Source organism: Streptomyces flavovariabilis (assembly GCF_000725785.1).
GTDB classification, from domain to species: domain Bacteria; phylum Actinomycetota; class Actinomycetes; order Streptomycetales; family Streptomycetaceae; genus Streptomyces; species Streptomyces hawaiiensis.
The window spans coordinates 131,412-155,818 of record NZ_JNXD01000007.1; the positions used below are offsets into that span (position 1 = coordinate 131,412).

Genomic DNA, 24,407 nt, shown 5'->3' on the forward strand with positions numbered 1-24,407 from the left:
CGGGCGGACCCGAGTGTCTGAGCCGGGGGAGGGCGGGGGCCGCTCCTAGGCTCGCGGAACCAGGCACCGCCCGCTGCTCGAAGGAGCCCGCGCATGAGCGTCCGCGTCCAGCCGATCACCCGTGACGAGCACCTCGCGTTCGTCACGGCCCGCCGCTCCGCCAGCCACACCCAGATCCCCTCCTGGGGTGAGGTGAAGCCCGACTGGCGGGCGGAGAGCCTCGGCTGGTTCGGCGGCGGGCAGCTCGTCGGCGTGGGACTGGTGCTGCTGCGCCCGCTGCCCGGGCCGCGGGTGCCCGGGCTGCCGCGCTACCTCGCCTATCTCCCCGAGGGCCCGCTGATCGACTGGCACGAGCCCGGCCTCGACCGTCTGCTGGAGCCGATGCTCGCGCACCTGAGACGGCGGGGCGCCTTCGCGGTGCGGATGGGTCCGCCGGTCGTGGTGCGCCGCTGGAGCGCCGAGACGGTCAAGGCGGCGATCGCGGACCCGGCCGCCCGGCGGCTGCGCGACGTGCGGGCGACGTCGTACGAACCCCGCGCCGGCCAGGTCGCGGACAGCCTGCGCCGCATGGGCTGGCGGCAGACCGCACCCGGCGGCGAGGAGGGCTTCGCCGCGGGCCAGCCCCGGTACGTCTTCCAGGTGCCGTTCGCCGGACGCTCGCTGGAGGACATCCACGACGGCCTGAACCAGCAGTGGCGGCGCAACATCAAGAAGGCGGAGAAGGCCGGGGTGAAGGTCGTCCGCGGCGACCTGGAGGACCTGCCGGCCTTCCACGAGCTGTACGGCGAGACCGCCGAGCGGGACCGCTTCGTCCCGCGCCCGCTGCCGTACTTCCAGCGCATGTGGACCGCGCTGACCGCCGAACACCCGGACCGGATGCGGCTCTACCTCGCCTCCCACGACGGCGAGGTGCTCGCCGCGGCCACCATGCTGACCGTCGGCGACCACGTCTGGTACTCCTACGGCGCCTCCACCAGCCGCCGCCGCGAGGTCCAGCCGAGCAGCGCCCTGCAGTGGCGGATGATGACCGACGCGCACGAACTCGGGGCCGCCGTCTACGACCTGCGCGGCATCACCGACACCCTGGAGGAGTCCAGCCACCTGCTGGGACTGCTCCGCTTCAAGGTGGGCACCGGCGGTGAGGCCGTGGAGTACCTCGGCGAATGGGACTACCCGCTCAACCGGCTGCTCCACAAGGCGTTCGACCTCTACCTTTCCCGCCGCTGACGTCTCACAGCCCGAGACAGAGGCAAAAAGGGTTCACGCACCTGACGGAGTCCATTACCCTGGACTGTGCAGTGCATCCGGCTGTACGTTGAGTGCATCCGGGTGCACGCACCGCACACACGCACCACCCGGACACCGACCTCGAGTACAGGACCCGCCCGTGACCACGCCGGAGACCGCCACCTCGTCCCCGACCGCGACCGCGACCGCGACCGTGACCGCCGACGCCACCGCGCCGGCCGCCGGCCCGGGCCGGCTCGGTTCCCTCGGGCCCGTGGGCCTGGTGCTCGCGGGCGGGATCTCCGTGCAGTTCGGCGGCGCCCTGGCCGTGACGCTGATGCCCAGGGCCGGTGCCCTCGGGGTGGTGGCGCTGCGCCTGCTGGTCGCGGCCGTCGTCCTGCTCCTGGTCTGCCGTCCGCGGCTGCGCGGCCACTCGCGCACCGACTGGGGCACGGTCGTCGTCTTCGGCATCACGATGGCCGCCATGAACGGCCTCTTCTACCAGGCCGTCGCGCGCATCCCGTTGGGCCCCGCGGTGACCCTGGAGGTCCTCGGCCCGCTCGCCCTCTCGGTCTTCGCCTCCCGCCGCGCGATCAACGTCGTCTGGGCGGCGCTGGCCCTCGCCGGTGTCTTCCTCCTCGGCGGGGGAGGCTTCAGCGGCCTCGACCCCACAGGAGCGGCCTTCGCCCTGGGTGCCGGCGCCATGTGGGCGGCCTACATCGTCTTCAGCGCCCGTACGGGCCGCCGCTTCCCGCAGGCCGACGGGCTGGCCCTGGCCATGGCGGTGGGAGCGGTGCTGTTCCTGCCCCTGGGCATCGCCGAGTCGGGCACGAAGCTGCTCGACCCGGTGACACTGGGCCTGGGCGCGGCGGTGGCCCTGCTCTCCTCGGTGCTGCCCTACACGCTCGAACTCCTCGCCCTGCGCCGCCTGCCCGCCTCCACCTTCGCGGTCCTGATGAGCCTCGAACCGGCCATCGCCGCGACGGCCGGCTTCCTCATCCTCGACCAGGCCCTGAACGCTTCCGAGGCCGCCGCGATCGCCCTCGTCGTCGCGGCGAGCATGGGGGCGGTGCGCACACAGGTGGGCGGCGGACGCAAGAAGACGGTGGCGCTGGAGGGCACGGGCCTGGAGGGCTGACCGGCCCCCGCGCGGGAAGCGGCCTCCGGGCGGGAAGCGGCCCCCGCGCGGGAAGCGGCCTCCGGGCGGGAAGCGGCCGCCGTCCCGGTCCGGCCCGGTTGTCAGTGCCGGGTGCCAGACTGCCCGCATGACCGCACCGGATCCGAAGGCCGACCTGCTCCGCTATCTCCAGGACGCGCGTGACGCCCTGTTGTGGAAGCTCGACGGGCTCTCGGAGTACGACGTCCGCCGCCCCCTGACACCGACCGGCACCAATCTTTTGGGGCTGGTCAAGCACACCGCGGGGGTGGAGCTGGGGTACTTCGGCGACACCTTCGGCCGGCCATTCTTCGACGAGAACCCACCGCCCTGGTGGTACACGCGGGACGCCGAGCCCAACGCCGACATGTGGGCCACCCCGGACGAGTCGCGCGAGGACATCGCCGGGCTGTACCGCCGGGCGTGGGCGCACGCGGACGGCACGATCGCGGCGCTGCCGCTGGACGCGACCGGCCGCGTCCCCTGGTGGCCCGAGGAGCGGCGCGAGACCACGCTGCACCACCTCCTGGTGCGCGTGATCGCCGACACCAGCCGTCACGCCGGCCACGCCGACATCGTGCGCGAACTCATCGACGGGTCGGTCGGCCTGACGCGGGGCAAGGACAGCATGCCCCCGGGCGACCGGGCCATGTGGGAAGCCCATCGGCACCGGCTGGAGGAGGCGGCGAGAGAAGCGGGCAGGGCCGGCTGAGCCCACCGGCGGGCCGGGCCCGCGGCGGCGCCGAAGACCAGGGGCGTCCCCCACACCCCGGCTGCCCGGCCACGTCCGTCTCGGCGTGCGGCGCCCGGCCCTATCGCGGATACCGCGCCGAAGTCCCGAGTCCGCCCGGCACGCCCTCCGGGCGGACGACGGACGTCGCGGACAGCGCCTAGCGCACCAGCATGCCGCGCACCGAGATCCCGTAGTGCGCCCGCAGCCGCCGCAGCTCCCACAGACCCACCGCGGTCACCGACAGAGGCGCCCCGAGCAGGAACACCGCCCGCACCGGCCCCGGCACCCCCGCGTACGCCCCGGTGAACAGGTCGAGCAGCGTCATCTCCCACACCAGCGTCATGGCCAGCAGCGGCGGCATGGCCTGGTGGATGTCGGCCGTGCGGAACACGTGGAGCAGCGCCAGGCCGATGCCCCAGGCGATGAACGGCAGTACCCACACCAGGACGAGCACGACGACCACCCAGGTGACCACGGTCATCGCCGGGCCGGTGGCGAACCGCCCGTCGACGAAGCCGGTGAGCACCATCAGCGGGAACACGAAGACCGCGGCGATCAGGGCCACCATCGCGCCGAACGGCATCGCGGCCCGGCGCAGCAGATCCCGGCGGGCCGACGGGGCGGTCAGGGCCAGCAGCACGCCCACGGCGACAGGAAACGTGACGGACAGCACCAGCACGCTGTGCCATGACTGGTCGAGGCGGTCGTCGGCGACGTCCCGCAGGGAGCTGCCGACCTTGTAGCTCACCGTCACCCACACCACCGCGGCCAGCCCCACCAGCGTGCGGATCTTCTGCATACGGGCGACGAAAGCGTCCTCGACGAGGTCCGGCCGGGACGGCCTGAACACCCGGCGCGCGGTGTGGATGGGGCCGATCCGCCGCCGCAGTCGCGCGACGGGGCCGGGGGGGGGGGCGGCGCCTGCGGCGGCACGGGGTGGGGCATGTAGGGGTGCGGCACATGGGGCGGATAGCCACCCCCGGGCGGCGGCATGGGGGGCGGATACCCGCCCCCCGGCGGTGCGTACGGCCATCCGACAATTTCATGCAAGCACGCTTGATTGTTTCTGGTGCCGCTGCCATGCTCCTCAGCACCCCGCACCACCCCGCACCACCCCGCACACCGCCGTACCCCGAGGGGAGCGCCCGTGTCCGACCCGACGTCCGTGATCGACGATCTGCGCGAGGAGAGCGAGGAACTCGACCGCCTCGTGGCCGGGTCGGAACCGCAGCGGTGGTCGCTCGCGACCCCGGCGCCCGGCTGGACCGTGGCGCACCAGATCGCCCATCTCGCCTGGACGGACCGCTCGGCCCTGCTCGCCGTCACGGACGCCGACGGCTTCCACGCCCTGGTCGAGAAGGCTCTCGCCGCGCCGGGCTCCTTCGTCGACGAGGGCGCCGAACAGGGCGCCGCCCTCCCGCCCGACGCGCTGCTCACGCGCTGGCGCGACGGCCGTACGGCACTGGAGAAGGCCCTGCGGGCCGCCCCGGCCAAGGCGCGCTTCCCCTGGTACGGACCGCCCATGTCGGCCGCCTCCATGGCGACGGCCCGTCTCATGGAGACCTGGGCCCATGGGCAGGACGTGGCCGACGCCCTGGGTGTGGCGCGCCCACCCACCGACCGGCTGCGGCATGTGGCCTGGCTCGGGGTGCGGACCCGCGACTTCGCCTACGGCGTGCACGGCCTGACCCCGCCCGCCTCCCCCCTCCGCGTCGAACTGCGCGCCCCCTCCGGCGACCTGTGGACGTACGGCCCCGCGGACGCGCCGCAGCGCGTCACCGGTCCCGCCCTCGACTTCTGTCTCCTGGTCACCCAGCGCGCCCACCGCACCGGCCTGGCCCTGTGTGCCGACGGCCCCGACGCCGACCGCTGGCTGGACATCGCGCAGGCCTTCGCGGGACCACCGGGCGGCGGACGCCCGCCGAAGGAGGCCACGTCGTGACCCTCCGCATCGGCAACGCCTCCGGCTTCTACGGCGACCGTTTCGACGCGATGCGCGAGATGCTCACCGGCGGCGAGCTCGACGTCCTCACCGGTGACTACCTCGCCGAGCTGACCATGCTCATCCTCGGCAGGGACCGCCTCAAGGACCCCGCCGCCGGATACGCCCGCACGTTCCTGCGGCAGCTCGAGGACTGCCTGGGGCTCGCGCACGAGCGGGGCGTCCGGATCGTCACCAACGCGGGCGGACTCAACCCAGCAGGACTCGCTGACGCCGTACGGGGGTTGGCCGACCGGCTCGGCATCCCCGTGCGCGTCGCCCATGTGGCGGGCGACGACCTCACCGCCGCGCACCCCCGCAGCCTCGCCGCCCACGCCTACCTCGGCGGCTTCGGCGTCGCGGAGTGCCTGCGGGCGGGCGCCGACGTCGTCGTCACCGGGCGGGTGACGGACGCGGCCCTGGTCACCGGGCCCGCCGCCGCCCACTTCGGATGGACACCGCGCGACCACGACCGGCTCGCCGGTGCCGTGGTCGCGGGGCACGTCCTGGAGTGCGGAGCGCAGGCCACCGGCGGCAACTACTCCTTCTTCCTCGACGGCGACGTCCGCCGCCCCGGCTTCCCGCTCGCCGAGCTGCACGAGGACGGCAGCTGCGTCATCACCAAGCACCCCGGCACCGGCGGCTTCGTCGACGTCGGCACGGTCACCGCCCAGTTGCTGTACGAGACGGCCGGTGCCCGGTACGCGGGGCCGGACGTCACCGCCCGGCTGGACACCGTACGGCTGACCCGGGACGGGCCCGACCGGGTGCGGATCGAGGGCGTGCGCGGGGAGGCGCCGCCGCCCACCCTCAAGGTCGGCCTCAACCGGCTCGGCGGCTTCCGCAACGAGGTCGTCTTCGTGCTCACCGGCCTCGACATCGAGGCCAAGGCCGCCCTGGTGCGGGACCAGATGGAACCCGCCCTGCGCAAGGTCGCCGACGTGCGCTGGGAGACGGCCCGCACCGACCGGCCCGACGCCGGCACCGAGGAGACGGCGAGCGCGTTGCTGCGGCTCGTCGTCCGGGACCCGGACCAGGAGAGCGTGGGGCGTGTGCTGAGCGGGGCCGCGGTGGAGCTGGCACTCGCCGGTTACCCCGGATTCCATGTGCTGGCACCACCGGGGAAGGGCTCGCCCTATGGGGTTTTCGAGGATGTGTACGTCCCCCAGAGCGGAGTCGACCATGTGGCGGTCCTCCACGACGGAGACCGGGTTCCGGTGCCGCCGCCCCACGACACCCTCGTACTCGACGGCGTTCCGGAGCCTGCGCTCCCCGAGCCGCTGCCGCCCGGGCCGGTGACAAGGGCCCCCCTCGGCCTCGTCGCGGGCGCCCGCAGCGGGGACAAGGGCGGCAACGCCAACGTCGGGGTGTGGGCGCGCACGGACGACGCCTGGCGGTGGCTCGCGCACGAGCTGACCGCCGACCGGTTCCGGGAGCTGATCCCCGAGAGCCGCGAGCTGACCGTCGTACGCCATGCACTGCCGAACCTGCGCGCCCTCAACTTCGTCGTCGAGGGCATCCTCGGCGCCGGTGTCGCGGCCCAGCACCGCTTCGACCCGCAGGCCAAGGCCCTCGGCGAATGGCTGCGCTCCCGCCACCTGGACATACCGGAGGCCCTGCTGTGACCGTCCTGACCTCCGCGCTCGACCCGAGCGGTCCCGACCACCGGGCCAACCGCGAGGCCATGCTCGCCAAGCTCGCCGAACTCGACGCCGAGCACGCCAGGGCTCTCGCGGGCGGTGGCGAGAAGTACGTCGCACGGCACCGGGGACGCGGCAAGCTCCTCGCCCGCGAGCGGATCGAGCTGCTCCTCGACCCCGACACGCCCTTTCTGGAGCTGTCCCCGCTGGCCGCCTGGGGCAGCGACTACACCGTCGGCGCGTCCCTCGTCACCGGCATCGGTGTCGTCGAGGGCGTGGAGTGCCTGATCACCGCCAACGACCCGACCGTGCGCGGCGGAGCGAGCAACCCCTGGTCACTGAAGAAGGCCCTGCGTGCCAACGACATCGCCCTCGCTAACCGGCTGCCCTGCATCAGCCTGGTGGAGTCCGGGGGCGCCGACCTGCCGTCCCAGAAGGAGATCTTCATCCCCGGTGGTGCCATCTTCCGGGATCTCACCCGGCTCTCCGCCGCCGGCATCCCGACCGTGGCGGTCGTCTTCGGCAACTCCACCGCCGGCGGCGCCTACATCCCGGGCATGTCCGACCACGTGATCATGGTCAAGGAGCGGGCGAAGGTGTTCCTCGGCGGCCCGCCGCTGGTCAAGATGGCCACCGGGGAGGAGAGCGACGACGAGTCCCTGGGCGGCGCCGAGATGCACGCACGTGTGTCGGGCCTCGCCGACCACTTCGCCGTCGACGAGCAGGACGCGCTCCGGCAGGCCCGCCGCGTGGTCGCCCGCCTCAACCACCGCAAGGCGTACCGGGATCCGGGCCCCGCCGAGCCACCCGAGTACGACGCGGAGGAGCTGCTGGGCATCGTCCCCGGCGATCTGAAGAGCCCCTTCGACCCGCGCGAGGTCATCGCCCGCATCGTCGACGCCTCCGACTTCGACGAGTTCAAGCCCCTGTACGGGACGAGCCTGACGACCGGCTGGGCCGCCCTGCACGGCTATCCGGTCGGCATCCTCGCCAACGCCCGGGGCGTGCTCTTCAGCGAGGAGTCCCAGAAGGCCGCCCAGTTCATCCAGCTCGCCAACCAGCGCGACATCCCGCTGCTGTTCCTGCACAACACCACCGGCTACATGGTCGGCAGGGAGTACGAGCAGGGCGGCATCATCAAGCACGGCGCGATGATGATCAATGCGGTCGGCAACAGCCGCGTCCCGCACCTCTCCGTCCTCATGGGCGCCTCCTACGGCGCCGGCCATTACGGCATGTGCGGCAGGGCCTACGACCCCCGCTTCCTCTTCGCCTGGCCCAGCGCCAAGTCGGCCGTGATGGGCCCGCAGCAGCTCGCGGGCGTGCTGTCGATCGTCGCCCGTCAGTCGGCCGCCGCCAAGGGGCAGCCCTACGACGAGGAGGCGGACGCCGCGCTGCGCGCCATGGTGGAGCGGCAGATCGAGTCCGAGTCGCTGCCGATGTTCCTGTCCGGGCGGCTCTATGACGACGGCGTCATCGACCCGCGCGACACCCGCACCGTCCTCGGCCTGTGCCTGTCCGCGATCCACACCGCCCCCTTCGAGGGCGCGCGCGGCGGCTTCGGCGTCTTCCGGATGTGAGGCAACAATGATTTCCACCCTGCTGGTCGCCAACCGGGGCGAGATCGCCTGCCGCGTCTTCCGCACCTGCCGCGACCTGGGCATCCGCACCGTCGCCGTGCACTCGGACGCCGACGCCGGCGCCCTGCACGCGCGCGTGGCCGACGCGAGCGTACGACTTCCGGGGGAGGCGCCCGCCGACACCTATCTGCGCGGCGACCTGATCGTCGAGGCCGCCGTCGCGGCCGGCGCGGACGCCGTGCACCCCGGCTACGGCTTCCTCTCCGAGAACGCCGGCTTCGCCCGTGCCGTCCTGGCCGCGGGTCTGCGCTGGATCGGCCCGCCCCCGGACGCCATGGAGGCGATGGCGTCCAAGACCCGCGCCAAGCAGCTCATGGGCATCCGGCCTCTCACCGAGGTCACCGAAGCCGACCTGCCCGTGCTGGTGAAGGCGGCGGCGGGCGGCGGCGGCCGCGGCATGCGCGTCGTACGGCACCTGGCGGACCTGGACGTTGAGCTGGCCGCCGCACGGGCCGAGGCCGTGAGTGCCTTCGGTGACGGCGAGGTCTTCGTCGAGCCGTACGTGGTCGACGGCCGCCACGTCGAGGTGCAGATCCTCGCCGACACTCACGGCACGGTCTGGCCGCTCGGCACGCGCGACTGCTCCCTGCAGCGCCGCCACCAGAAGGTGATCGAGGAGGCCCCCGCGCCCGGCCTGTCCGCCGGCCTGGAGGACGAGCTGTGCGCCCTCGCCGTGCGGGCCGCCCGGGCCGTGGACTACGTGGGCGCCGGAACGGTCGAGTTCCTCGTCGCCGACGGCAGGGCGCACTTCCTGGAGATGAACACCCGCCTTCAAGTCGAACACCCCGTCACCGAGGCGGTCTTCGGCATCGACCTGGTGGCCGAGCAGATCCGCATCGCCGAGGGCCACCCCCTCGAAACCGGCCCGCCACGCGCGCGTGGCCACGCCGTGGAGGCCCGCCTGTACGCCGAGGATCCCTCCCGCGGCTGGTCCCCGCAGACGGGCACCCTGCACCGCCTCTCCGTCCCCGAGCCGGTCCGCCTGGACACGGGATACACCGACGGCGACACGATCGGCGTCCACTACGACCCCATGCTCGCCAAGGTCGTCGCCCACGCCCCCACCCGCACGGACGCCCTCCGCAAGCTCGCCTCCGCCCTGGAACGCGCCGTGATCCACGGCCCCGTCACCAACCGCGACCTCCTGGTCCGCTCCTTGCGCCACCCCGAGTTCACCGCGGCCCGCATGGACACCGGCTTCTACGACCGCCACCTGCCGGACCTGACCCAGCCGTCCCCCGACCCCCACGCCCCCCTGGCCGCGGCCCTCGCCGACGCCCGGGGCCGCTCCCGCTTCGGCGGCTGGCGCAACGTCCCCTCGTCACCGCAGACCAAGCGGTACACGGGGGCGGGCGAGGAGCACGAGGTCCGCTACCGGCACACGAGGCAGGGGCTGGAGGCGGAGGGGGTGCGCGTGGTGCACGCCGACCCGCGTCTCGTCATCCTCGAAGTGGCCGGGGTGGAGCGGAAGTACCACGTCACCCGCTACGGCAGCCAGGTCTACGTCAACACCACCGCTCTGACCGCCCTGCCCCGCTTCCCCGACCCCACCGCCCAGCACGCCCCCGGCTCCCTCCTGGCCCCCATGCCGGGCACGGTCGTCCGAGTCGCCGACGGTCTCACGGCAGGAACACCGGTGAAGGCGGGCGAGAGCCTCCTCTGGCTGGAGGCGATGAAGATGCAGCACGAGATCACAGCACCGGTGACAGGAACGCTGACGGCGTTGTCGGCTGTGCCCGGACAGCAGGTGGAGCCGGGCATGTTGCTGGCGGTCGTGCAGAAGACCTGAAGGGGCGCGGGGAACTGCGCGATCAGCCACGACGAAGGAGTCACATGGCCACGATCGAAACCGACGAGCACAAGGCACTGCGAGAAGCCGTCGCCGCACTCGGCCGGCGCCACGGCCGCGGAGGCGACACCGGGCAACTCTGGGCCGACGCGGGCAAGCTCGGCTACCTGGGCGTCAATCTCCCCCAGGAGTACGGAGGCGGCGGCGGAGGGATCTCCGAACTCTCCGTCGTCCTCGAAGAACTCGGTGCCGCCGGCTGCCCCTTGCTGATGCTGGTGGTCTCACCCGCCATCTGCGGCACGGTGATATCCCGCTTCGGCACGGCAGAGCAGAGACAGCACTGGCTTCCCGCCCTCGCCGACGGCACCCGCCTCATGGCCTTCGGCATCACCGAACCCGACGCCGGCTCCAACTCCCACCGCATCACGACCACGGCCCGGCGCGACGGAGCCGACTGGCTCCTCACCGGCCGCAAGGTCTTCATCTCCGGCGTGGACATCGCGGACGCGACCCTCATCGTCGGCCGCACCGAAGACGCCCGCACCGGCCGCCTCAAACCCTGCCTCTTCATCGTCCCGCGCGACACCCCCGGCTTCACCCGCCGCCCCATCGACATGGAACTCAGCGCCGCGGAGAAGCAGTTCGAACTGGTCCTGGACGACGTACGGCTGCCCGCCGACGCCCTGGTCGGCGACGAGGACGCGGGGCTCCTCCAGCTCTTCGCCGGTCTCAACCCCGAACGCGTCATGACCGCCGCCTTCGCGATCGGCATGGGCCGTTACGCCCTGGCGAAGGCCATCGGGTACGCCCGCGAGCGCACGGTCTGGGACACGCCCATCGGTGCCCACCAGGCCATCGCCCACCCCCTCGCCCAGGCGCACATCGACCTCGAACTCGCCCGCCTGATGATGCAGAAGGCCGCCGCCCTCTGCGACGCGGGCGACGACATGGGCGCCGGAGAGGCCGCCAACATGGCGAAGTACGCGGCCGGGGAGGCCTGCGTGAAGGCGGTCGACCAGGCCGTGCACACCCTCGGCGGCAACGGCCTCACGCGCGAGTACGGCCTCGCCTCGCTGATAACGGCCGCACGCGTGGCTCGTATCGCGCCGGTGAGCCGGGAGATGATTCTCAACTACGTCTCCCACCAGACTCTCGGCCTGCCCAAGTCGTACTGAGACGGCCCGCGCGCGAGGAGGAACCATGTTCCGCAGCGAGTACGCAGACGTCCCGCCCGTCGACCTGCCCATCCACGATGCGGTCCTGGCCCGGGCCGCCGAGTTCGGCGACATCCCGGCGCTGATCGACGGCACCGACGGCACCACCCTCACGTACGAGCAGGTGGACCGGTTCCACCGGCGCGTCGCCGCCGCCCTCGCCGAGGCCGGGGTCCGCAAGGGCGACCTCCTCGCCCTGCACAGCCCCAACACCATCGCCTTCCCGACCGCCTTCTACGCCGCCACGCGCGCGGGTGCCACCGTCACCACCGTGCACCCGCTCGCGACCGCCGACGAGTTCGCCAAGCAACTGCGGGACTCGGGAGCCCGCTGGATCGTCACCGTGTCACCACTGCTGGACGTCGCCCGCCGGGCCGCCGAACTCGCGGGCGGCATACGCGAGATATTCGTGTGCGACAGCGCGAGCGGCCACCGCTCCCTGATCGACATGCTCGCCTCAGCGGCCCCCGAGCCGCAGATCGCCATCGACCCGGCCGAGGACATCGCGGCGCTGCCGTACTCCTCCGGGACCACCGGCGTCCCCAAGGGCGTGATGCTCACGCACCGGCAGATCGCCACCAACCTCGCCCAGCTCCACCCGGCGGTCCCCGCGGCCCCCGGAGACCGGGTGCTGGCGGTGCTGCCGTTCTTCCACATCTACGGCCTCACCGCCCTGATGAACGCCCCGCTCCGGCAGGGCGCCACGGTCGTCGTCCTGCCCCGCTTCGACCTGGAGCAGTTCCTCGCGGCCATCCAGAACCACCGCATCACGGCCCTGTACGTGGCCCCGCCGATCGTGCTGGCCCTCGCCAAGCACCCGGCCGTCGCCCAGTACGACCTGTCGTCCCTGCGGTACGTCATCAGCGCCGCCGCTCCCCTGGACGCCCGCCTCGCCGCCGCCTGCTCCCGGCGCCTCGGCCTGCCGCCCGTCGGCCAGGCCTACGGCATGACCGAACTCTCGCCAGGCACGCACGTCGTCCCCCTGGACGCCATGAACGACGCCCCGCCCGGCACCGTCGGCAAGCTCATCGCCGGCACCGAGATGCGCATCGTCTCCCTCGACGACCCCGGCAAGGACCTGCCCGCCGGCGAATCCGGCGAGATCCTCATCCGCGGCCCCCAGATCATGAAGGGCTACCTCGGCCGCCCCGACGCCACCACCGCCATGATCGACACCGACGGCTGGCTGCACACCGGTGACGTCGGCCACGTCGACGGGGACGGCTGGCTGTTCGTCGTCGACCGCGTCAAGGAACTCATCAAGTACAAGGGCTTCCAGGTGGCCCCCGCCGAGCTGGAGGCCCTGCTCCTCACCCACCCGGGCATCGTCGACGCCGCCGTCATCGGCAGGTACGACGCCGACGGCAACGAGGTCCCGCACGCGTACGTGGTCCGCCTGCCGTCCGCCGCGGACCTCACCGAGGCGGAGATCATGATGTACGTCGCCGAGCGCGTGGCCCCCTACAAGCGGATCCGCCACGTCACCTTCATCGTCGGCGTCCCCCGCGCGGCCTCCGGCAAGATCCTCCGCCGACAGCTCAGGGAGAGCACATGACGCTGATCGCCCGCACCCGCGCGCGTGCCGTGGAAACCCTGTCCCTCGACTCACCGCACAACCGCAACGCCCTCTCGGCCGCCCTGGTCGGCGAACTGGCCGACGCGCTCACCGACGCCGGCGAGGACGGCGCCGTCCGGGCGATCGTCCTCACCCACACCGGCAACACGTTCAGCGCGGGCGCCGACCTGAAGGACCCCCCGCCACCCGAGGCACTGGCCGCCCTGCTGCGGCAGATCATCGAACTGCCCAAGCCGGTCGTGGCCCGGGTCACCGGCCACGTCCGCGCGGGCGGCCTCGGCCTCCTGGCCGCCTGCGACATCGCGGCCGCCTCCACGGCGGCCACCTTCGCCTTCACCGAGGTCCGTATCGGGGTCGCCCCCGCGGTCATCTCCCTCCCGCTCCTGCCCCGCACGAACCAGCGCGCCCTGTCCCGCTACTACCTGACCGGCGAACGCTTCGACACGGCGGAAGCGACAGCGACCGGCCTGCTCACCACCTGCGCCGACGACGTCGACACGGCCCTGGCCCCCATCCTGGAAGGCCTGCGCACATCCGCCCCCGACGCCCTGGCCGAGACGAAACGGCTGCTCACGGCTAGGGTGCTGGAAGCCTTCGACCGGGACGCTGCCGACCTGACCGCGCTCTCGGCCCGGCTGTTCTCCTCCCCGCAGGCCCGCGAGGGGATGACGGCCTTCCTCGAACGACGGGATCCGGCATGGGTGGTGTGAGTACGGTCGACCGTGCGGAGAGAGTCCCCAAGCAGGACCGCAGCCGTGCCACCCGGCAGCGGCTCCTGGAAGCCGCCGTGTCCTGCCTCGCCGAACACGGCTGGGCGGGCTCCACCGTCTCCGTGGTCGCCGAGCGCGCCGGGGTCTCCCGCGGCGCCGCCCAGCACCACTTCCCGACCCGCGAGGACCTCTTCACGGCCGCCGTCGAGTACGTCGCCGAGGAACGCTCCACGGCCCTGCGCGCCCTGTTCCCCGAGGGCGCGGCCGGAGACCGTCACGCCGTCGTCGCCGCCCTGGTCGACCTCTACACCGGGCCGTTGTTCCGCGCGGCCCTCCACCTCTGGGTCGCCGCCTCCAACGAGGAACAGCTCCGCCCCCGCGTCACCGAGCTCGAATCCCGCGTCGGCCGCGAGACCCACCGCATAGCCGTCGACCTCCTCGCCGCCGACGAATCCGTCCCCGGCGTCCGCGAAACGGTCCAGGGCCTGCTCGACATGGCCCGCGGCCTGGGCCTCGCCAACCTCCTCACGGACGACGCGGCCCGCCGGGAACGCGTGGTGGCGCAGTGGGCGGGGCTGCTGGAGGAGACGCTGGGCCGAGCCGGACCGGCCGCGCTCCCACACGGCCATGAGGACCCGGCCCGCCTCACGGACTGAGCCGCTCCACCCGCCAGCCCCCGTCCGCCTGCTCCACGTACCGCAACCGGTCGTGCAGCCGGTTCTCCCGGCCCTGCCAGAACTCCACCGTCTGCGGGGCCACCCGGAAACCGCCCCAGTGCGGCGGCACCGGCACCTGCTCGCCCTCCGGGTAGCGGGCGGCCAGCTCGGCGTAGGCGCCGTCGATGTCGGCGCGCGTGGAGATCACCGAGGACTGGGCGCTGGCCCACGCCCCCAGCTGCGAGCCGTGCGGCCGGGTCCGGAAGTACGCCGCCGTCTCGTCCCGGCCGGTGCGCCGGGCGACCCCCGTGACGATGACCTGCCGGGCCATCGGATGCCAGGGGAACAGCAGCGAGACGTACGGGTTCTCCGCCAGGTCACGGGCCTTGCGGGAGTCGTAGTTCGTGTAGAAGACGAAGCCCTGCTCGTCGAAGTGCTTCAGCAGCACCGTACGAGAGCTGGGCCGGCCCTCGGCGTCGGCCGTCGAGACGATCATGGCGTTCGGCTCGAACAGCCCGCCGTCCGTCGCGGCCTGTTTGAACCAGCGCGCGAACTGCTCGACGGGCGTGGCGGCCAGCTCGGTCTCGGAGAGCCCCTCCGCCCGGTACTGCTTGCGCATCGAGGCCAGATCGATGGGGACGTCGTCGCGGTCGGTCACCCGGTCATCTTGCCGTACGGACGGTGTCCTTCGTCACTGCGTGGCACTGAGTGCCGTGACCCCTCCCCAACGGTGGCACTCGGGGATATCGTTTCCGTGCCGTTCCGGTTGGGTGACCGCCAGTCGTACGGGGCATCACAGGGGCAGCCGGGCCAGGACCGCGAGTCGCCTTGCGCGACCGTGGATCCACTGGACGGCCGCCCGCTTCGCAAGCTGACTGACACATGGTTCGTCCGCCCCACCCCACGTCACACCATCTGTCACTTACATCACGAGGAGCCGCCTGATGTCCGACTTCGTACCCGGGCTCGAGGGAGTCGTCGCGTTCGAGACGGAGATCGCCGAACCGGACAAGGAGGGCGGCGCACTCCGGTACCGGGGCGTCGACATCGAGGACCTCGTCGGTCATGTCTCGTTCGGCAACGTCTGGGGCCTGCTCGTCGACGGCGCCTTCAATCCCGGCCTCCCGGCAGCCGAGCCCTTCCCCATCCCCGTGCACTCCGGCGACATCCGCGTGGACGTCCAGTCCGCCCTGGCCATGCTGGCGCCGGTCTGGGGCCTCAGGCCCCTCCTCGACATCGACGGGGAGCAGGCCCGCGAGGACCTGGCCCGAGCGGCCGTCATGGCGCTCTCGTACGTCGCCCAGTCCGCCCGCGGCCAGGGTCTGCCGATGGTTCCGCAGCGGGAGATCGACAAGGCCCGGTCCGTCGTCGAACGCTTCATGATCCGCTGGCGGGGCGAGCCGGACCCCAAGCACGTGGCGGCCGTGGACGCGTACTGGACGAGCGCCGCGGAGCACGGCATGAACGCGTCCACCTTCACGGCGAGGGTCATCGCGTCGACCGGCGCCGACGTCGCAGCGGCGCTCTCCGGCGCGGTGGGCGCGATGTCCGGCCCGCTGCACGGCGGCGCCCCTTCGCGGGTCCTCGGCATGATCGAGGAGATCGAGCGCACGGGCGACGCGGAGGCCTACGTCAAGAACGCGCTCGACAAGGGCGAACGCCTCATGGGCTTCGGCCACCGCGTCTACCGCGCCGAGGACCCGAGGGCCAGGGTCCTGCGCCGCACCGTCCGCGAACTGGGAGCTCCCCGCTTCGAGGTCGCCGAGGCCCTGGAGAAGGCGGCCCTCGCGGAACTCCACGCCCGCCGCCCCGACCGCGTCCTCGCCACGAACGTCGAGTTCTGGGCGGCCATCGTCCTGGACTTCGCCGAGGTCCCGGCGCACATGTTCACGTCCATGTTCACCTGCGCCCGCACGGCCGGCTGGTCCGCCCACATCCTGGAGCAGAAGCGCACCGGCCGCCTGGTCCGCCCCTCGGCCCGCTACGTGGGCCCGGGCACCCGCGACCCCCACGAGATCGAGGGCTACGAGACCATCGCCCACTGACCCGCCCGCCCACGGCCTCACCTCCCGGGGTGAGGCCGTCCGCGTGTCTCACCGGGCGAGCCGGTCCAGCTCCTCCCCGATCGCCTCTCGCACGGGACCGTGCCGCGCCCCGAGCGCGTACCGCTCCTCGCCCCACATCTCCCGCGGATAAAGCCACACGGGCAGCCGCACCCGCTCCTCGGGCTCCCAGTCGTACCGCGGCCACACATGCGCGTGCAGAAACCTGTCGGCGTTCCCGAGGATCTCCAGGTTGACCCGCCGGAACCCCGTCTCCACCCGCCGGCAGGCCCGCTCGACGGCTTCCCCCAGCCGGTCCATGCCGTTCAGGAACGCCAGCCGCCTGCTCCGCGGCAGCTCGGACAGCCGCTGCACCGATGGATCATCGGTCAGCAACACCGAGTAGCCGGGCAGGAACTGCACATCGCCGATGACCGCGAACCCGGCGTCCAGCCGCCGCATCACGGCCGGGTTCTCGCCTCGCAGGGCACTGCCGATCCGGTCGTCGCGCCACGCACCCACCACCATCGCCCCCCGGGAAGCCGCAGAAAAACGCAGACGACCCGCGAGTCTGGTTCCTCCTGAGAGGAGCCGGCCGGACGTACCGGCGACTCGCGGGTCGGGTGACTGCTGGAGATTGGGCCGGCTGCGCGCTTCGCTCACGCGCTGGTCCGGCACCGCACTGTGTGTGGTGTCGGGCCGCTAGCCCGCAGCCACCTCACGCGTCCGGTTCTCATACATCTGCCGAACCACCTCCCTTCTCGTGTACCTGGAACCCTAAGAAACCGGCCGGCCTCGGATCAACCGTTTTTCTGGGGCCGCGCGCGCCCGCCGTTGATCGACTGACGGCGGCCGGGCGGACTCCTGGGCGTTGACGTGGGGATTGCCGCCGTACAACGATTCCTTCAATGTTGTGGGAACTCGGTGTGCGCTGGGTCACGTTCCAGTTGAATGATTGCAAGGAGCGAACCGACGTGCCGTACGTGCGGACGCAGCCTGCAGGGGGTCCAGGTGAGTGCTTCCCGGCGTAGTGGGACCACCGACGAGCTGGGGCCGGACGAGCCCGAGCGGGAGAGTTCGGATGGTTCGGATCTGCTTGCCGCTTTGCTGGACGGGATGGACGCGGCGCTGTGCGCGTTCGACGCCGACGGGGTCGTGACGCACTGGAACCGTGAGGCCGGGCGGATTCTCGGCTGGAGCGCGGACGAGGCCGTGGGGCGGCGCGGGCTGGCCGGGTGGGCCGTGCGCAGTGCGGACGCCGAGGAGGTCGAGGGGCGGCTGCTGTCGGCGATGCACGCGCCGGGGCGGCAGGTCCACGAGTTCGCCCTGCTGACGAAGGACGGCGGGCGGGTGCTCGTCCGGACGCAGTCGGCGGCGGTGCGCGGGCCCGACGGAAAGCCCGCGGGCGTGTACTGCGCGTTCAGCGAGGTGCACACGCAGATCGATCTGGAGCGGTCGATCGCACTGAGCGAGGCGCTGTTCGAGGACGCCAGCTGGGGTGTCGTGCTGGTGGACGTCGACCTGCGGCCGGCCGTGGTGAACGCGCACGCGGCCCGGGCCCTGGGCACGGGCCGTACGTCGGTCCTGGGGCGCCCGCTCGGCGAGCTGCTGGCGCAGGGCGTGGAAGAGCTGGAGAGCGCACTTCAGTACGTGCTGGCACAGGGTGCGCCGCCCGCGCCCGCCGAGGTGTGGGTGAGTGTGCGCGCCTCGGACGGCGAGCAGCGGCGGTGCTGGCGCAGCGGCTTCCTGCGGCTGGCGTCACCGCTCGCGGAGGAGCCGGTTCCGCTGGGGGTGGGCTGGCTGTTCCAGGACGTGACCGAGGCCAAGCAGGCCGAGCAGGAGGCGTCCCTGCTGCGGTTCCGTACCCAGCAGCTGCACCGGGCGTCGCGGGCCGCCGCCGAGTGCGAGGACCCGGTGGAGGCCGCGACCATCCACCTGGACTTCGCCCTGGCCGGTTTCGCCGACCACGCGCTGATCGACCGGGTCGCCGGGGGTGCGCTCACCGACGCGGAGACCGAGGGACCCGTGCGGCTGGTCCGGGTCGCCGCCACACCGTCGGGGGCGCCGGGCCCGAGCAGGCTGGCCGGCCGCGCGGGCCTGCCCGTCCGGTACGCCGAGGGGCACCCGGCCCTGCAGTGCGTGGAGCGGGTGGGAGCCCTGCGCGCGAGCGCGGGCACGGCCCCGCCCGAGGCGGCCCGCGAGTGGGCCCTGGCCCGCCAGTGGCCCCCGGACGCGGTCCACACCCTGTGCGCGGTGCTGCGCAGCCGGGGCCGGACCCTGGGTGTCGTGACGTTCCTGCGGGGCGCGGGCCGCAGCGCCTTCGAGCGGTCCGACGCGATGTACGCGGAGGACGTGGCGGTGCGGATCGCGGCGGCGCTGGATCTGGCGGGGATGTCGGGCGAGGAGTGACAGGCGCCCGCCCCGGCCTGCTCAGTGCCGGTAGAAGATCCGGTCGCGGTACCGCTCCATCACCCGGGCGTTCCAGTCGTGGCCGCCGTCGACGTTCCCGGAGCGCAGTAGGGGCGGTTCGATGCCGCGGTCGGCGAGGGTGGTGGCCGTCGTCGCCATGACGGCCTGGAGGAGGGCCGAGGTGACGACCGTCGAGGCGGGGGCGAAGGGCGCCGGGATGTCGTCGTGGGTGAGTTCGGCGTCGCCGACCGCGATCTTCGAGTCGAGGACCAGGTCGCAGTGGTCCTTCAGGTACGTCCCGGAGGCGTGCCGGGACTTCGTCTCCGACGCGTAGGCGACCGAGGTCACGCCGATGACCCTGACGCCCAGGGCGCGCGCGTTCATGGCCATCTCCACGGGCAGGGCGTTGCGCCCCGACAGGGAGATGATCAGCAGGGCGTCGCCCGCGCGGAGCGGGGAGCTGTCGAGGACGGCGCTCGCGAGGCCGTCGACGCGCTCCAGGGCGGAGCCGAGCGGCGCGGGCATGACGTCGACGCCGACGACGCCCGGCACGGCGAGCAGGTTCATCAGCGCCAGACCGCCGGCGCGGTAGACGAGGTCCTGGGCGGCGAGGGAGGAGTGCCCGGCGCCGAAGGCGAAGAGCCGGCCGCCGCCCGCGACGGTGTCGGCGAGGAGCGTGCCGGCCGCGGCGATGCCGTCGGCCTCCTCGTCGCGGATCAGCCGGAGCAGGCCGATCGCGGCGTCGAGGAACTGTCCGGCCGGCGCGCGGTCGCTCATTCGGGGTCCCTTCGGGCTGGCCTGGGCGGCTTGTGTCGCGCATCACGGTGCGGTCTGGACCAGTGCGGTGTCAATACGGCCGTGAGTGCCGCGCGCCGCGCGCCGGGAAGCCCCGAAAGGAAAGTCCGTACCCTTGCCCCCGGGCGGGTAATCCCCGGCTTTCCCTCCCGCGGCCCGGTTGTCGGTGGTATCCGGCAGAATTGGGTGCAGGGCCAGCGCACACGCCGGTGAGCCGTCCAGCCTCCGGCAGATCTCATTCGAGGGGCACGTATGTCCGGACTGATCGACACCACGGAGATGTATCTCCGCACCATCCTCGAGCTGGAGGAAGAGGGTGTGGTCCCCATGCGCGCCCGTATCGCCGAGCGGCTGGACCAGAGCGGGCCGACCGTCAGCCAGACCGTGGCGCGGATGGAGCGCGACGGCCTGGTGTCCGTCGCCAGCGACCGGCATCTGGAGCTGACCGACGAGGGCCGTCGGCTGGCCACGCGCGTGATGCGCAAGCACCGCCTCGCCGAGTGTCTGCTGGTCGACGTGATCGGGCTGGAGTGGGAGCAGGTCCACGCGGAGGCCTGCCGCTGGGAGCATGTGATGAGCGAGGCCGTGGAGCGCCGCGTCCTGGAGCTGCTGCGGCACCCGACGGAGTCGCCGTACGGCAACCCGATCCCGGGTCTGGAGGAGCTCGGTGAGAAGGACGGCGCCGACCCGTTCCTGGACGAGGGCATGGTGTCGCTGGCCAGCCTCGACCCGGGCCCCGAGGGCAAGACGGTCGTGGTGCGCCGGATCGGCGAGCCGATCCAGACGGACGCGCAGCTGATGTACACGCTGCGGCGGGCGGGCGTGCAGCCCGGCTCGGTGGTGAGCGTGACCGAGTCGGCGGGCGGGGTGCTGGTGGGCAGCGGCGGCGAGGCGGCCGAGCTGCAGTCGGACGTCGCCTCCCACGTGTTCGTCGCCAAGCCCTGAGCCGACCGGCCCTGAGCCGACCGGTCGGCGTCGTCCAACTCCCGTCGTGCATGGGGTGCTTGTGGCGTTGGCGTGATCCGGACCGAATCCGGGGCCCAGTCCGCAGAACGGCAGCGCTCGTACGCTTCCCGTGCGACGCTGTCGCGTGAGGCATATGACCTGAGGGGCTCTGGGCCGCGGCTCGACAGCGATGTCACCCGGCCGGGGAGGGGGCGGGAGGATGTGCCGTGAGGACGTGGAGAGCCCCGGCGCCGTGTGGCGCCGGGGCCTGTCCTCCCCTGTGCTGACCCGGAGCCCCGAGCTCTCAGGGTCATTCCCCTCGGACCGTTTTCCCCGAGCGGTCCGCCTCCCGTTGAAGATCTCCCCTCGACAGCGGCGATCAATCCCCGGGAATGGTCACTCGAACGAGGGGTGTTGCCCGCGAGAACCCCGTCCTCGAAAGCGCATTCGATAGTCTGCGGGCGGCGCACGGAACACTTGCACCGACAGGTACGACGACAAGCAGGGCAGAAGGCACAACAGGCAGAACACGGTTCACAGGACCGGCCGGCTCGAGGGAGCCCCGGTCCGCGCGAAGCTTGGGGGGTGCCAGGACATGGCGCGACGCATCGACGTGACCGGGACGGGCGGCGTACGCCTGGCGGCCTGGGAGTTCGGCGATCCGCCCAAGACCGATCCGGCGCGGGACGGGCAGGGGGCGCACACCGGGCACACCGCACCGGAGGGCTCGCCCGGCGTGCTGTTACTGCACGGCCTCATGGGCCGCGCCTCGCACTGGGCGTCCACCGCCCGCTGGCTCTCCGCGCGCTACCGCGCGATCGCCCTCGACCAGCGCGGCCACGGCCGCAGCGACAAACCCCCGCAGGGCTCCTTCACGCGCGACGCCTACGTCGACGACGCCGAAGCCGCTCTGGAACAGCTCGGCCTCGCCCCGGTCGTCCTCATCGGCCACGCCATGGGCGCGCTGACGGCCTGGCAGCTCGCGGCCAAGCGGCCCGACCTGGTCCGCGGGCTGATCATCTGCGACATGCGGGCCTCCGCGCTCGGCGCCGCCTCGCAGCGCGAGTGGGACCAGTGGTTCGAGTCCTGGCCGCTGCCCTTCGCCACACTCGCCGACGTCCGCAAGTGGTTCGGCGAGGACGACCCCTGGGTGGAGCGGCCCAATCCGGCCCGTGGCGCGTTCTACGCCGAGGTGATGGCCGAGTCCCCGGACGGCTGGCGTCCGGTCTTCGACCCGGATCAGATGCTCCGCTCCCGCGAGACGTGGGTGTACGACGCGCACTGGGAGGAGCTGGCCCAGGTCCGCTGCCCCGCCCTGGTCGTGCGCGGCCTGGACGGCGAGCTGGGCCGCGCCGAGGCCCAGGAGATGGTCCGGGTCCTGCCCCGCGGCCAGTACGCGGAGGTCGCCGACGCCGGCCACCTGGTGCACTACGACCAGCCGGAGGCCTGGCGCGCCGCCATCGAACCCTTCCTGGACTCGCTGGCCGGCAACTGACGCCGCCCCGGGGCACGTCACCCCTTGCTGACCGCCGCGAGGATCTCCGGCAGCCGCCGGGCCGTCCGCGGAGCGGCCAGTTTCAGCCCCACAGCCGCGAGAGCCGCCCCGTACACCGTGCCCGCCGGCAGCAGCAGCCACGTCCAGTCATCGCCGTCGGCGCTCACGTTCAGCCAGATCGTGAGCGCGATGACGGGCGCGCACAGCAGGGCCGCCGCCATCATCCCGCCGAAGATGGAGATCCAGGCGAGCCCGGTCTGCCCGGGGGCGACGTTCTTGTAGCCCTCCTGCGGGATGGAGTAGGGGAAGCGGGCCGAGGTCCACGCCCCGGTCGCGAGCATCGCGCCGAGCAGCGCGAAGGACAGCCCCAGCGCCTCGGGCAGCCGCCGCCAGTCGCCGAGCACGGCGGTCGTCAGGACCGTCACGAGCGTGGCGTACGGCAGGGTGATCAGCAGCAGGGCGTACGCCCGGGCGCGCAGCTCGACGTAGGCGTCATGCGTCGAGGAGATCGTCATCGCGACCATCCAGAACGCGGAGGTGTCCTGCCCGAACTGGTTGTACATCTGGATGCCGAGCATCCCGGCGGCGAAGCACGCGAAGTACACCGACCCGGTGCCCTGCCAGGCGTTGAACACCGGCACGATCAGCCCGATGGCCAGCGACGTCACCCAGGCCGTCTTGGTCTTCGGGTCGCGCCACACGTACCGCAGGCTGCGCTCCATGACCGTGCCGGTACGGCCCGGGGGAAGCAGCCGCCCCAGCCCGGTCGACGACCGCTCCCGGGCGGCCGACCCGGCGCTCGGCAGGGTGGATCCGTCGGGAGAGGTCATCAGCCGGGTCAGATGCCGCGACCACATCGCGAGCAGCGCCACCAGCGCGCCGGCGGACAACGCCAGTTGGGCCAGGGCGACCCCGTACGACCCCTCGCCCACCGCGTGCACGGCCCCGATCGCCGAGGCCGGAGGCACCCACTGCAGCACGGCGGCCGCCGGGTCGAGTTCGCCCAGCCCCGACGCCCCGATCCGCTGCGCGCCGAAGTTGACGACCTGCGCCCCGATCGCGATGACGAGCCCGCTCAGCACCGCGAGGTCCCGGCCTTTGCGGCTGGTCAGCAGCCGGACGTTGGCGGCGGCGACGGCCCGCGCGAGGGCCACGCACACCAGCAGGGCCAGTACGACGGCGACGGCGCCGACGGCGAACGCCGCCCCGCCCCGCGCCACGGCGACCACGGAACCGACCAGCAGGCACAGCGTGAACAACGGCCCGATGCCCACCAGCGAGGAGGTGAGCAGCGCCCGCATCAGCGGCCGGGGCCGCAGCGGCAGCATCACCAGCCGGGTCGGGTCGAGGGTCTCGTCACCGCCGGGGAAGAACAGCGGCATCACCGCCCACCCGAGCCCCAGCACCGCCACCGCCAGCACGACCACCGACTCGGCGTGCGCGTGCCCGCGCAGCGCGATCAGGCCGATCAGCTGGAGCGCGGCGAACAGCAGGGCGAAGACGGCCGACGTGATGTAGGCGGCCTTGCGCCCGCCGGACTGCCGCAGCCCGTTGCGCAGCAGCGACAGCTTCAGCCGTACGAAGACGGGGGTGATCGCGTCGGCGCTCACCGGGACCCGCCGCCCAGCCAGTCGAGGTCGGACCCGGCGTCCCGGCTCTGCGCGCCGACGAGTTCGAGGAACGCCCGCTGCAGCGACGGCGCGTCCCCGCGCACCTCGGCGAGCGTGCCGGTGGCGCGGATCCGCCCGGCGGCCATGACGGCGACCCAGTCGCACAGCGACTCGACGAGCTCCATGACGTGGGAAGAGAACACGACCGTGGCGCCCGAGGCCGTGTAGCGCTCCAGGACGCCCCGGATGGTCTGCGCGGAGACGGGGTCGACGCCCTCGAACGGCTCGTCCAGGAACAGCACTTCGGGATTGTGGAGGAGAGCGGTGGCGAGACCGATCTTCTTGCGCATGCCGGTCGAGTAGTCGACGACCAGCTTGTGCTGGGCCCCGGCCAGGTCGAGGACGTCGAGGAGCTGCGTGGCCCGCTTGTCGACCTCGGCACCGGGCAGCCCGCGCAACCGCCCGCTGTACGCCAGCAGTTCCCGCCCCGACAGCCGCTCGAACAGCCGCAGTCCCTCGGGCAGCACTCCGATCCGGGCCTTCACCTCGACGGGGTCCCGCCACACGTCGTGCCCGACCACCTCGACGGTCCCGTCGTCGGGCCTGAGCAGCCCGGTCACCATCGACAAGGTGGTGGTCTTGCCGGCCCCGTTCGGCCCGACGAGCCCGATGAACTTGCCCGCGGGCAACTCGAGATCGACCCCGGCAACAGCGACCTGCTGCCCGAACCGCTTCCAGAGCCCCCGCACCCGCACCGCGCTGGTTCCCACCGCGTCTCCCTCCGTCACC

At 72.8% G+C, this 24,407-nt stretch carries 21 protein-coding genes; 15 read left to right on the forward strand and 6 right to left on the reverse strand.

Annotated elements, in window-relative coordinates:
* Nucleotides 1-93: 93 nt before the first annotated feature.
* From IO24_RS0115160 to IO24_RS0115170, 3 genes are all read left to right on the forward strand, one after another.
* Nucleotides 94-1,227: a lipid II:glycine glycyltransferase FemX gene (locus IO24_RS0115160; RefSeq protein ID WP_031135972.1), complete on the forward strand. Its 1,134-nt coding sequence runs from the start codon at nt 94-96 to the stop codon at nt 1,225-1,227.
* A gap of 160 nt (nt 1,228-1,387) precedes the next feature.
* Nucleotides 1,388-2,365, forward strand: coding sequence for an EamA family transporter (locus IO24_RS0115165; protein ID WP_031135974.1), 978 nt, complete (start codon nt 1,388-1,390; stop codon nt 2,363-2,365).
* A 127-nt stretch (nt 2,366-2,492) separates the two neighbouring features.
* Entirely contained in the window at nt 2,493-3,095 is a 603-nt protein-coding gene (locus IO24_RS0115170) for a DinB family protein (protein WP_031135976.1), read from the forward strand.
* Nucleotides 3,096-3,273: 178 nt separating this feature from the next.
* Here IO24_RS0115170 and IO24_RS0115175 read toward each other — a convergent pair whose 3' ends face one another.
* A complete protein-coding gene (locus IO24_RS0115175; RefSeq protein WP_234335213.1) occupies nt 3,274-3,966 on the reverse strand; it encodes a hypothetical protein in 693 nt (230 codons plus the stop codon).
* Between the two features lie 297 nt (nt 3,967-4,263).
* On the opposite strand from IO24_RS0115175, the gene IO24_RS0115180 reads away from it, so the two are divergent.
* Genes IO24_RS0115180 through IO24_RS0115215 form a run of 8 tightly spaced genes read left to right on the forward strand, consistent with a single transcriptional unit; the run spans nt 4,264 to nt 14,322 of the window.
* The gene (locus tag IO24_RS0115180) at nt 4,264-5,058 is read left to right on the forward strand and encodes a TIGR03084 family metal-binding protein (RefSeq protein WP_031135979.1); all 795 of its coding nucleotides are present in this window, start codon (nt 4,264-4,266) and stop codon (nt 5,056-5,058) included.
* Complete coding sequence (locus IO24_RS0115185; protein WP_031135981.1) at nt 5,055-6,722, forward strand: acyclic terpene utilization AtuA family protein; 1,668 nt, start codon at nt 5,055-5,057, stop codon at nt 6,720-6,722. Before IO24_RS0115180 ends, IO24_RS0115185 begins: the two co-directional genes overlap by 4 nt.
* The gene (locus IO24_RS0115190) at nt 6,719-8,317 is read left to right on the forward strand and encodes an acyl-CoA carboxylase subunit beta (protein WP_031135983.1); all 1,599 of its coding nucleotides are present in this window, start codon (nt 6,719-6,721) and stop codon (nt 8,315-8,317) included. Before IO24_RS0115185 ends, IO24_RS0115190 begins: the two co-directional genes overlap by 4 nt.
* Nucleotides 8,318-8,324: 7 nt before the next feature.
* Nucleotides 8,325-10,166 (forward strand): acetyl/propionyl/methylcrotonyl-CoA carboxylase subunit alpha, encoded by a 1,842-nt coding sequence (locus tag IO24_RS0115195; RefSeq protein ID WP_031135985.1) that lies wholly within the window; start codon nt 8,325-8,327, stop codon nt 10,164-10,166.
* Between the two features lie 44 nt (nt 10,167-10,210).
* Nucleotides 10,211-11,341 carry an acyl-CoA dehydrogenase family protein gene (locus IO24_RS0115200; RefSeq protein WP_031135987.1) on the forward strand — a complete coding sequence of 377 codons (1,131 nt, stop codon included), beginning with the start codon at nt 10,211-10,213 and terminating at the stop codon, nt 11,339-11,341.
* A gap of 25 nt (nt 11,342-11,366) precedes the next feature.
* Nucleotides 11,367-12,935, forward strand: coding sequence for a 4-coumarate--CoA ligase family protein (locus tag IO24_RS0115205; RefSeq protein WP_031135989.1), 1,569 nt, complete (start codon nt 11,367-11,369; stop codon nt 12,933-12,935).
* Nucleotides 12,932-13,666 carry an enoyl-CoA hydratase family protein gene (locus IO24_RS0115210; RefSeq protein ID WP_031135990.1) on the forward strand — a complete coding sequence of 245 codons (735 nt, stop codon included), beginning with the start codon at nt 12,932-12,934 and terminating at the stop codon, nt 13,664-13,666. Before IO24_RS0115205 ends, IO24_RS0115210 begins: the two co-directional genes overlap by 4 nt.
* Entirely contained in the window at nt 13,654-14,322 is a 669-nt protein-coding gene (locus tag IO24_RS0115215) for a TetR/AcrR family transcriptional regulator (RefSeq protein WP_045296182.1), read from the forward strand. The genes IO24_RS0115210 and IO24_RS0115215 overlap by 13 nt, the downstream gene beginning before the upstream one ends.
* Here the strand turns inward: IO24_RS0115215 and pdxH are convergent.
* Nucleotides 14,312-14,980, reverse strand: a complete 669-nt coding sequence (gene pdxH, locus IO24_RS0115220) for a pyridoxamine 5'-phosphate oxidase (RefSeq protein WP_031135993.1) — start codon at nt 14,978-14,980, stop codon at nt 14,312-14,314. The two genes, IO24_RS0115215 and pdxH, sit on opposite strands and share 11 nt — an antisense overlap.
* Before the next feature lie 286 nt (nt 14,981-15,266).
* Between pdxH and IO24_RS0115225 the strand changes: the two genes are divergently transcribed.
* On the forward strand, nt 15,267-16,367 hold the full coding sequence (locus tag IO24_RS0115225; protein WP_031135995.1) for a citrate synthase 2: 1,101 nt from the start codon (nt 15,267-15,269) through the stop codon (nt 16,365-16,367).
* A gap of 48 nt (nt 16,368-16,415) precedes the next feature.
* On the opposite strand, the gene IO24_RS0115230 is transcribed toward IO24_RS0115225, so the two are convergent.
* On the reverse strand, nt 16,416-16,892 hold the full coding sequence (locus IO24_RS0115230; RefSeq protein WP_420823210.1) for an HIT family protein: 477 nt from the start codon (nt 16,890-16,892) through the stop codon (nt 16,416-16,418).
* 483 nt (nt 16,893-17,375) lie between these two features.
* Here IO24_RS0115230 and IO24_RS0115235 point away from each other — a divergent pair, with 483 nt between their 5' ends.
* Complete coding sequence (locus IO24_RS0115235) at nt 17,376-18,773, forward strand: PAS domain-containing protein (RefSeq protein ID WP_031135997.1); 1,398 nt, start codon at nt 17,376-17,378, stop codon at nt 18,771-18,773.
* 21 nt (nt 18,774-18,794) lie between these two features.
* Here the strand turns inward: IO24_RS0115235 and IO24_RS0115240 are convergent, their stop codons facing one another.
* Nucleotides 18,795-19,550, reverse strand: coding sequence for an SIS domain-containing protein (locus tag IO24_RS0115240; protein WP_031135999.1), 756 nt, complete (start codon nt 19,548-19,550; stop codon nt 18,795-18,797).
* 270 nt (nt 19,551-19,820) lie between these two features.
* Between IO24_RS0115240 and IO24_RS0115245 the strand changes: the two genes are divergently transcribed.
* Together IO24_RS0115245 and IO24_RS0115250 are read left to right on the forward strand one after the other, a co-directional pair.
* Entirely contained in the window at nt 19,821-20,513 is a 693-nt protein-coding gene (locus tag IO24_RS0115245) for an iron-dependent transcriptional repressor DtxR (protein WP_031136001.1), read from the forward strand.
* Between the two features lie 595 nt (nt 20,514-21,108).
* Nucleotides 21,109-22,008, forward strand: coding sequence for an alpha/beta fold hydrolase (locus IO24_RS0115250; protein ID WP_031136003.1), 900 nt, complete (start codon nt 21,109-21,111; stop codon nt 22,006-22,008).
* Between the two features lie 17 nt (nt 22,009-22,025).
* Here IO24_RS0115250 and IO24_RS0115255 read toward each other — a convergent pair whose 3' ends face one another.
* Together IO24_RS0115255 and IO24_RS0115260 are read right to left on the reverse strand one after the other, a co-directional pair.
* Nucleotides 22,026-23,618 (reverse strand): hypothetical protein, encoded by a 1,593-nt coding sequence (locus tag IO24_RS0115255; protein WP_031136005.1) that lies wholly within the window; start codon nt 23,616-23,618, stop codon nt 22,026-22,028.
* Nucleotides 23,615-24,406, reverse strand: a complete 792-nt coding sequence (locus tag IO24_RS0115260; protein ID WP_031136007.1) for an ABC transporter ATP-binding protein — start codon at nt 24,404-24,406, stop codon at nt 23,615-23,617. Before IO24_RS0115260 ends, IO24_RS0115255 begins: the two co-directional genes overlap by 4 nt.
* Nucleotide 24,407: the final 1 nt, after the last annotated feature.

What these genes read in the sequence shown, in the direction of transcription:
- IO24_RS0115195 (WP_031135985.1), top strand. Translation starts at nt 8,325, where the DNA reads ATGATTTCCACCCTGCTGGTCGCCAACCGGGGCGAGATCGCCTGCCGC.
- IO24_RS0115200 (WP_031135987.1), top strand. Translation starts at nt 10,211, where the DNA reads ATGGCCACGATCGAAACCGACGAGCACAAGGCACTGCGAGAAGCCGTC.
- IO24_RS0115240 (WP_031135999.1), bottom strand. Translation starts at nt 19,550, where the DNA reads ATGAGCGACCGCGCGCCGGCCGGACAGTTCCTCGACGCCGCGATCGGC.
- IO24_RS0115250 (WP_031136003.1), top strand. Translation starts at nt 21,109, where the DNA reads ATGGCGCGACGCATCGACGTGACCGGGACGGGCGGCGTACGCCTGGCG.
- IO24_RS0115245 (WP_031136001.1), top strand. Translation starts at nt 19,821, where the DNA reads ATGTCCGGACTGATCGACACCACGGAGATGTATCTCCGCACCATCCTC.
- IO24_RS0115210 (WP_031135990.1), top strand. Translation starts at nt 12,932, where the DNA reads ATGACGCTGATCGCCCGCACCCGCGCGCGTGCCGTGGAAACCCTGTCC.
- IO24_RS0115160 (WP_031135972.1), top strand. Translation starts at nt 94, where the DNA reads ATGAGCGTCCGCGTCCAGCCGATCACCCGTGACGAGCACCTCGCGTTC.
- IO24_RS0115225 (WP_031135995.1), top strand. Translation starts at nt 15,267, where the DNA reads ATGTCCGACTTCGTACCCGGGCTCGAGGGAGTCGTCGCGTTCGAGACG.
- IO24_RS0115170 (WP_031135976.1), top strand. Translation starts at nt 2,493, where the DNA reads ATGACCGCACCGGATCCGAAGGCCGACCTGCTCCGCTATCTCCAGGAC.
- IO24_RS0115230 (WP_420823210.1), bottom strand. Translation starts at nt 16,892, where the DNA reads ATGGTGGTGGGTGCGTGGCGCGACGACCGGATCGGCAGTGCCCTGCGA.
- IO24_RS0115215 (WP_045296182.1), top strand. Translation starts at nt 13,654, where the DNA reads ATGGGTGGTGTGAGTACGGTCGACCGTGCGGAGAGAGTCCCCAAGCAG.
- IO24_RS0115205 (WP_031135989.1), top strand. Translation starts at nt 11,367, where the DNA reads ATGTTCCGCAGCGAGTACGCAGACGTCCCGCCCGTCGACCTGCCCATC.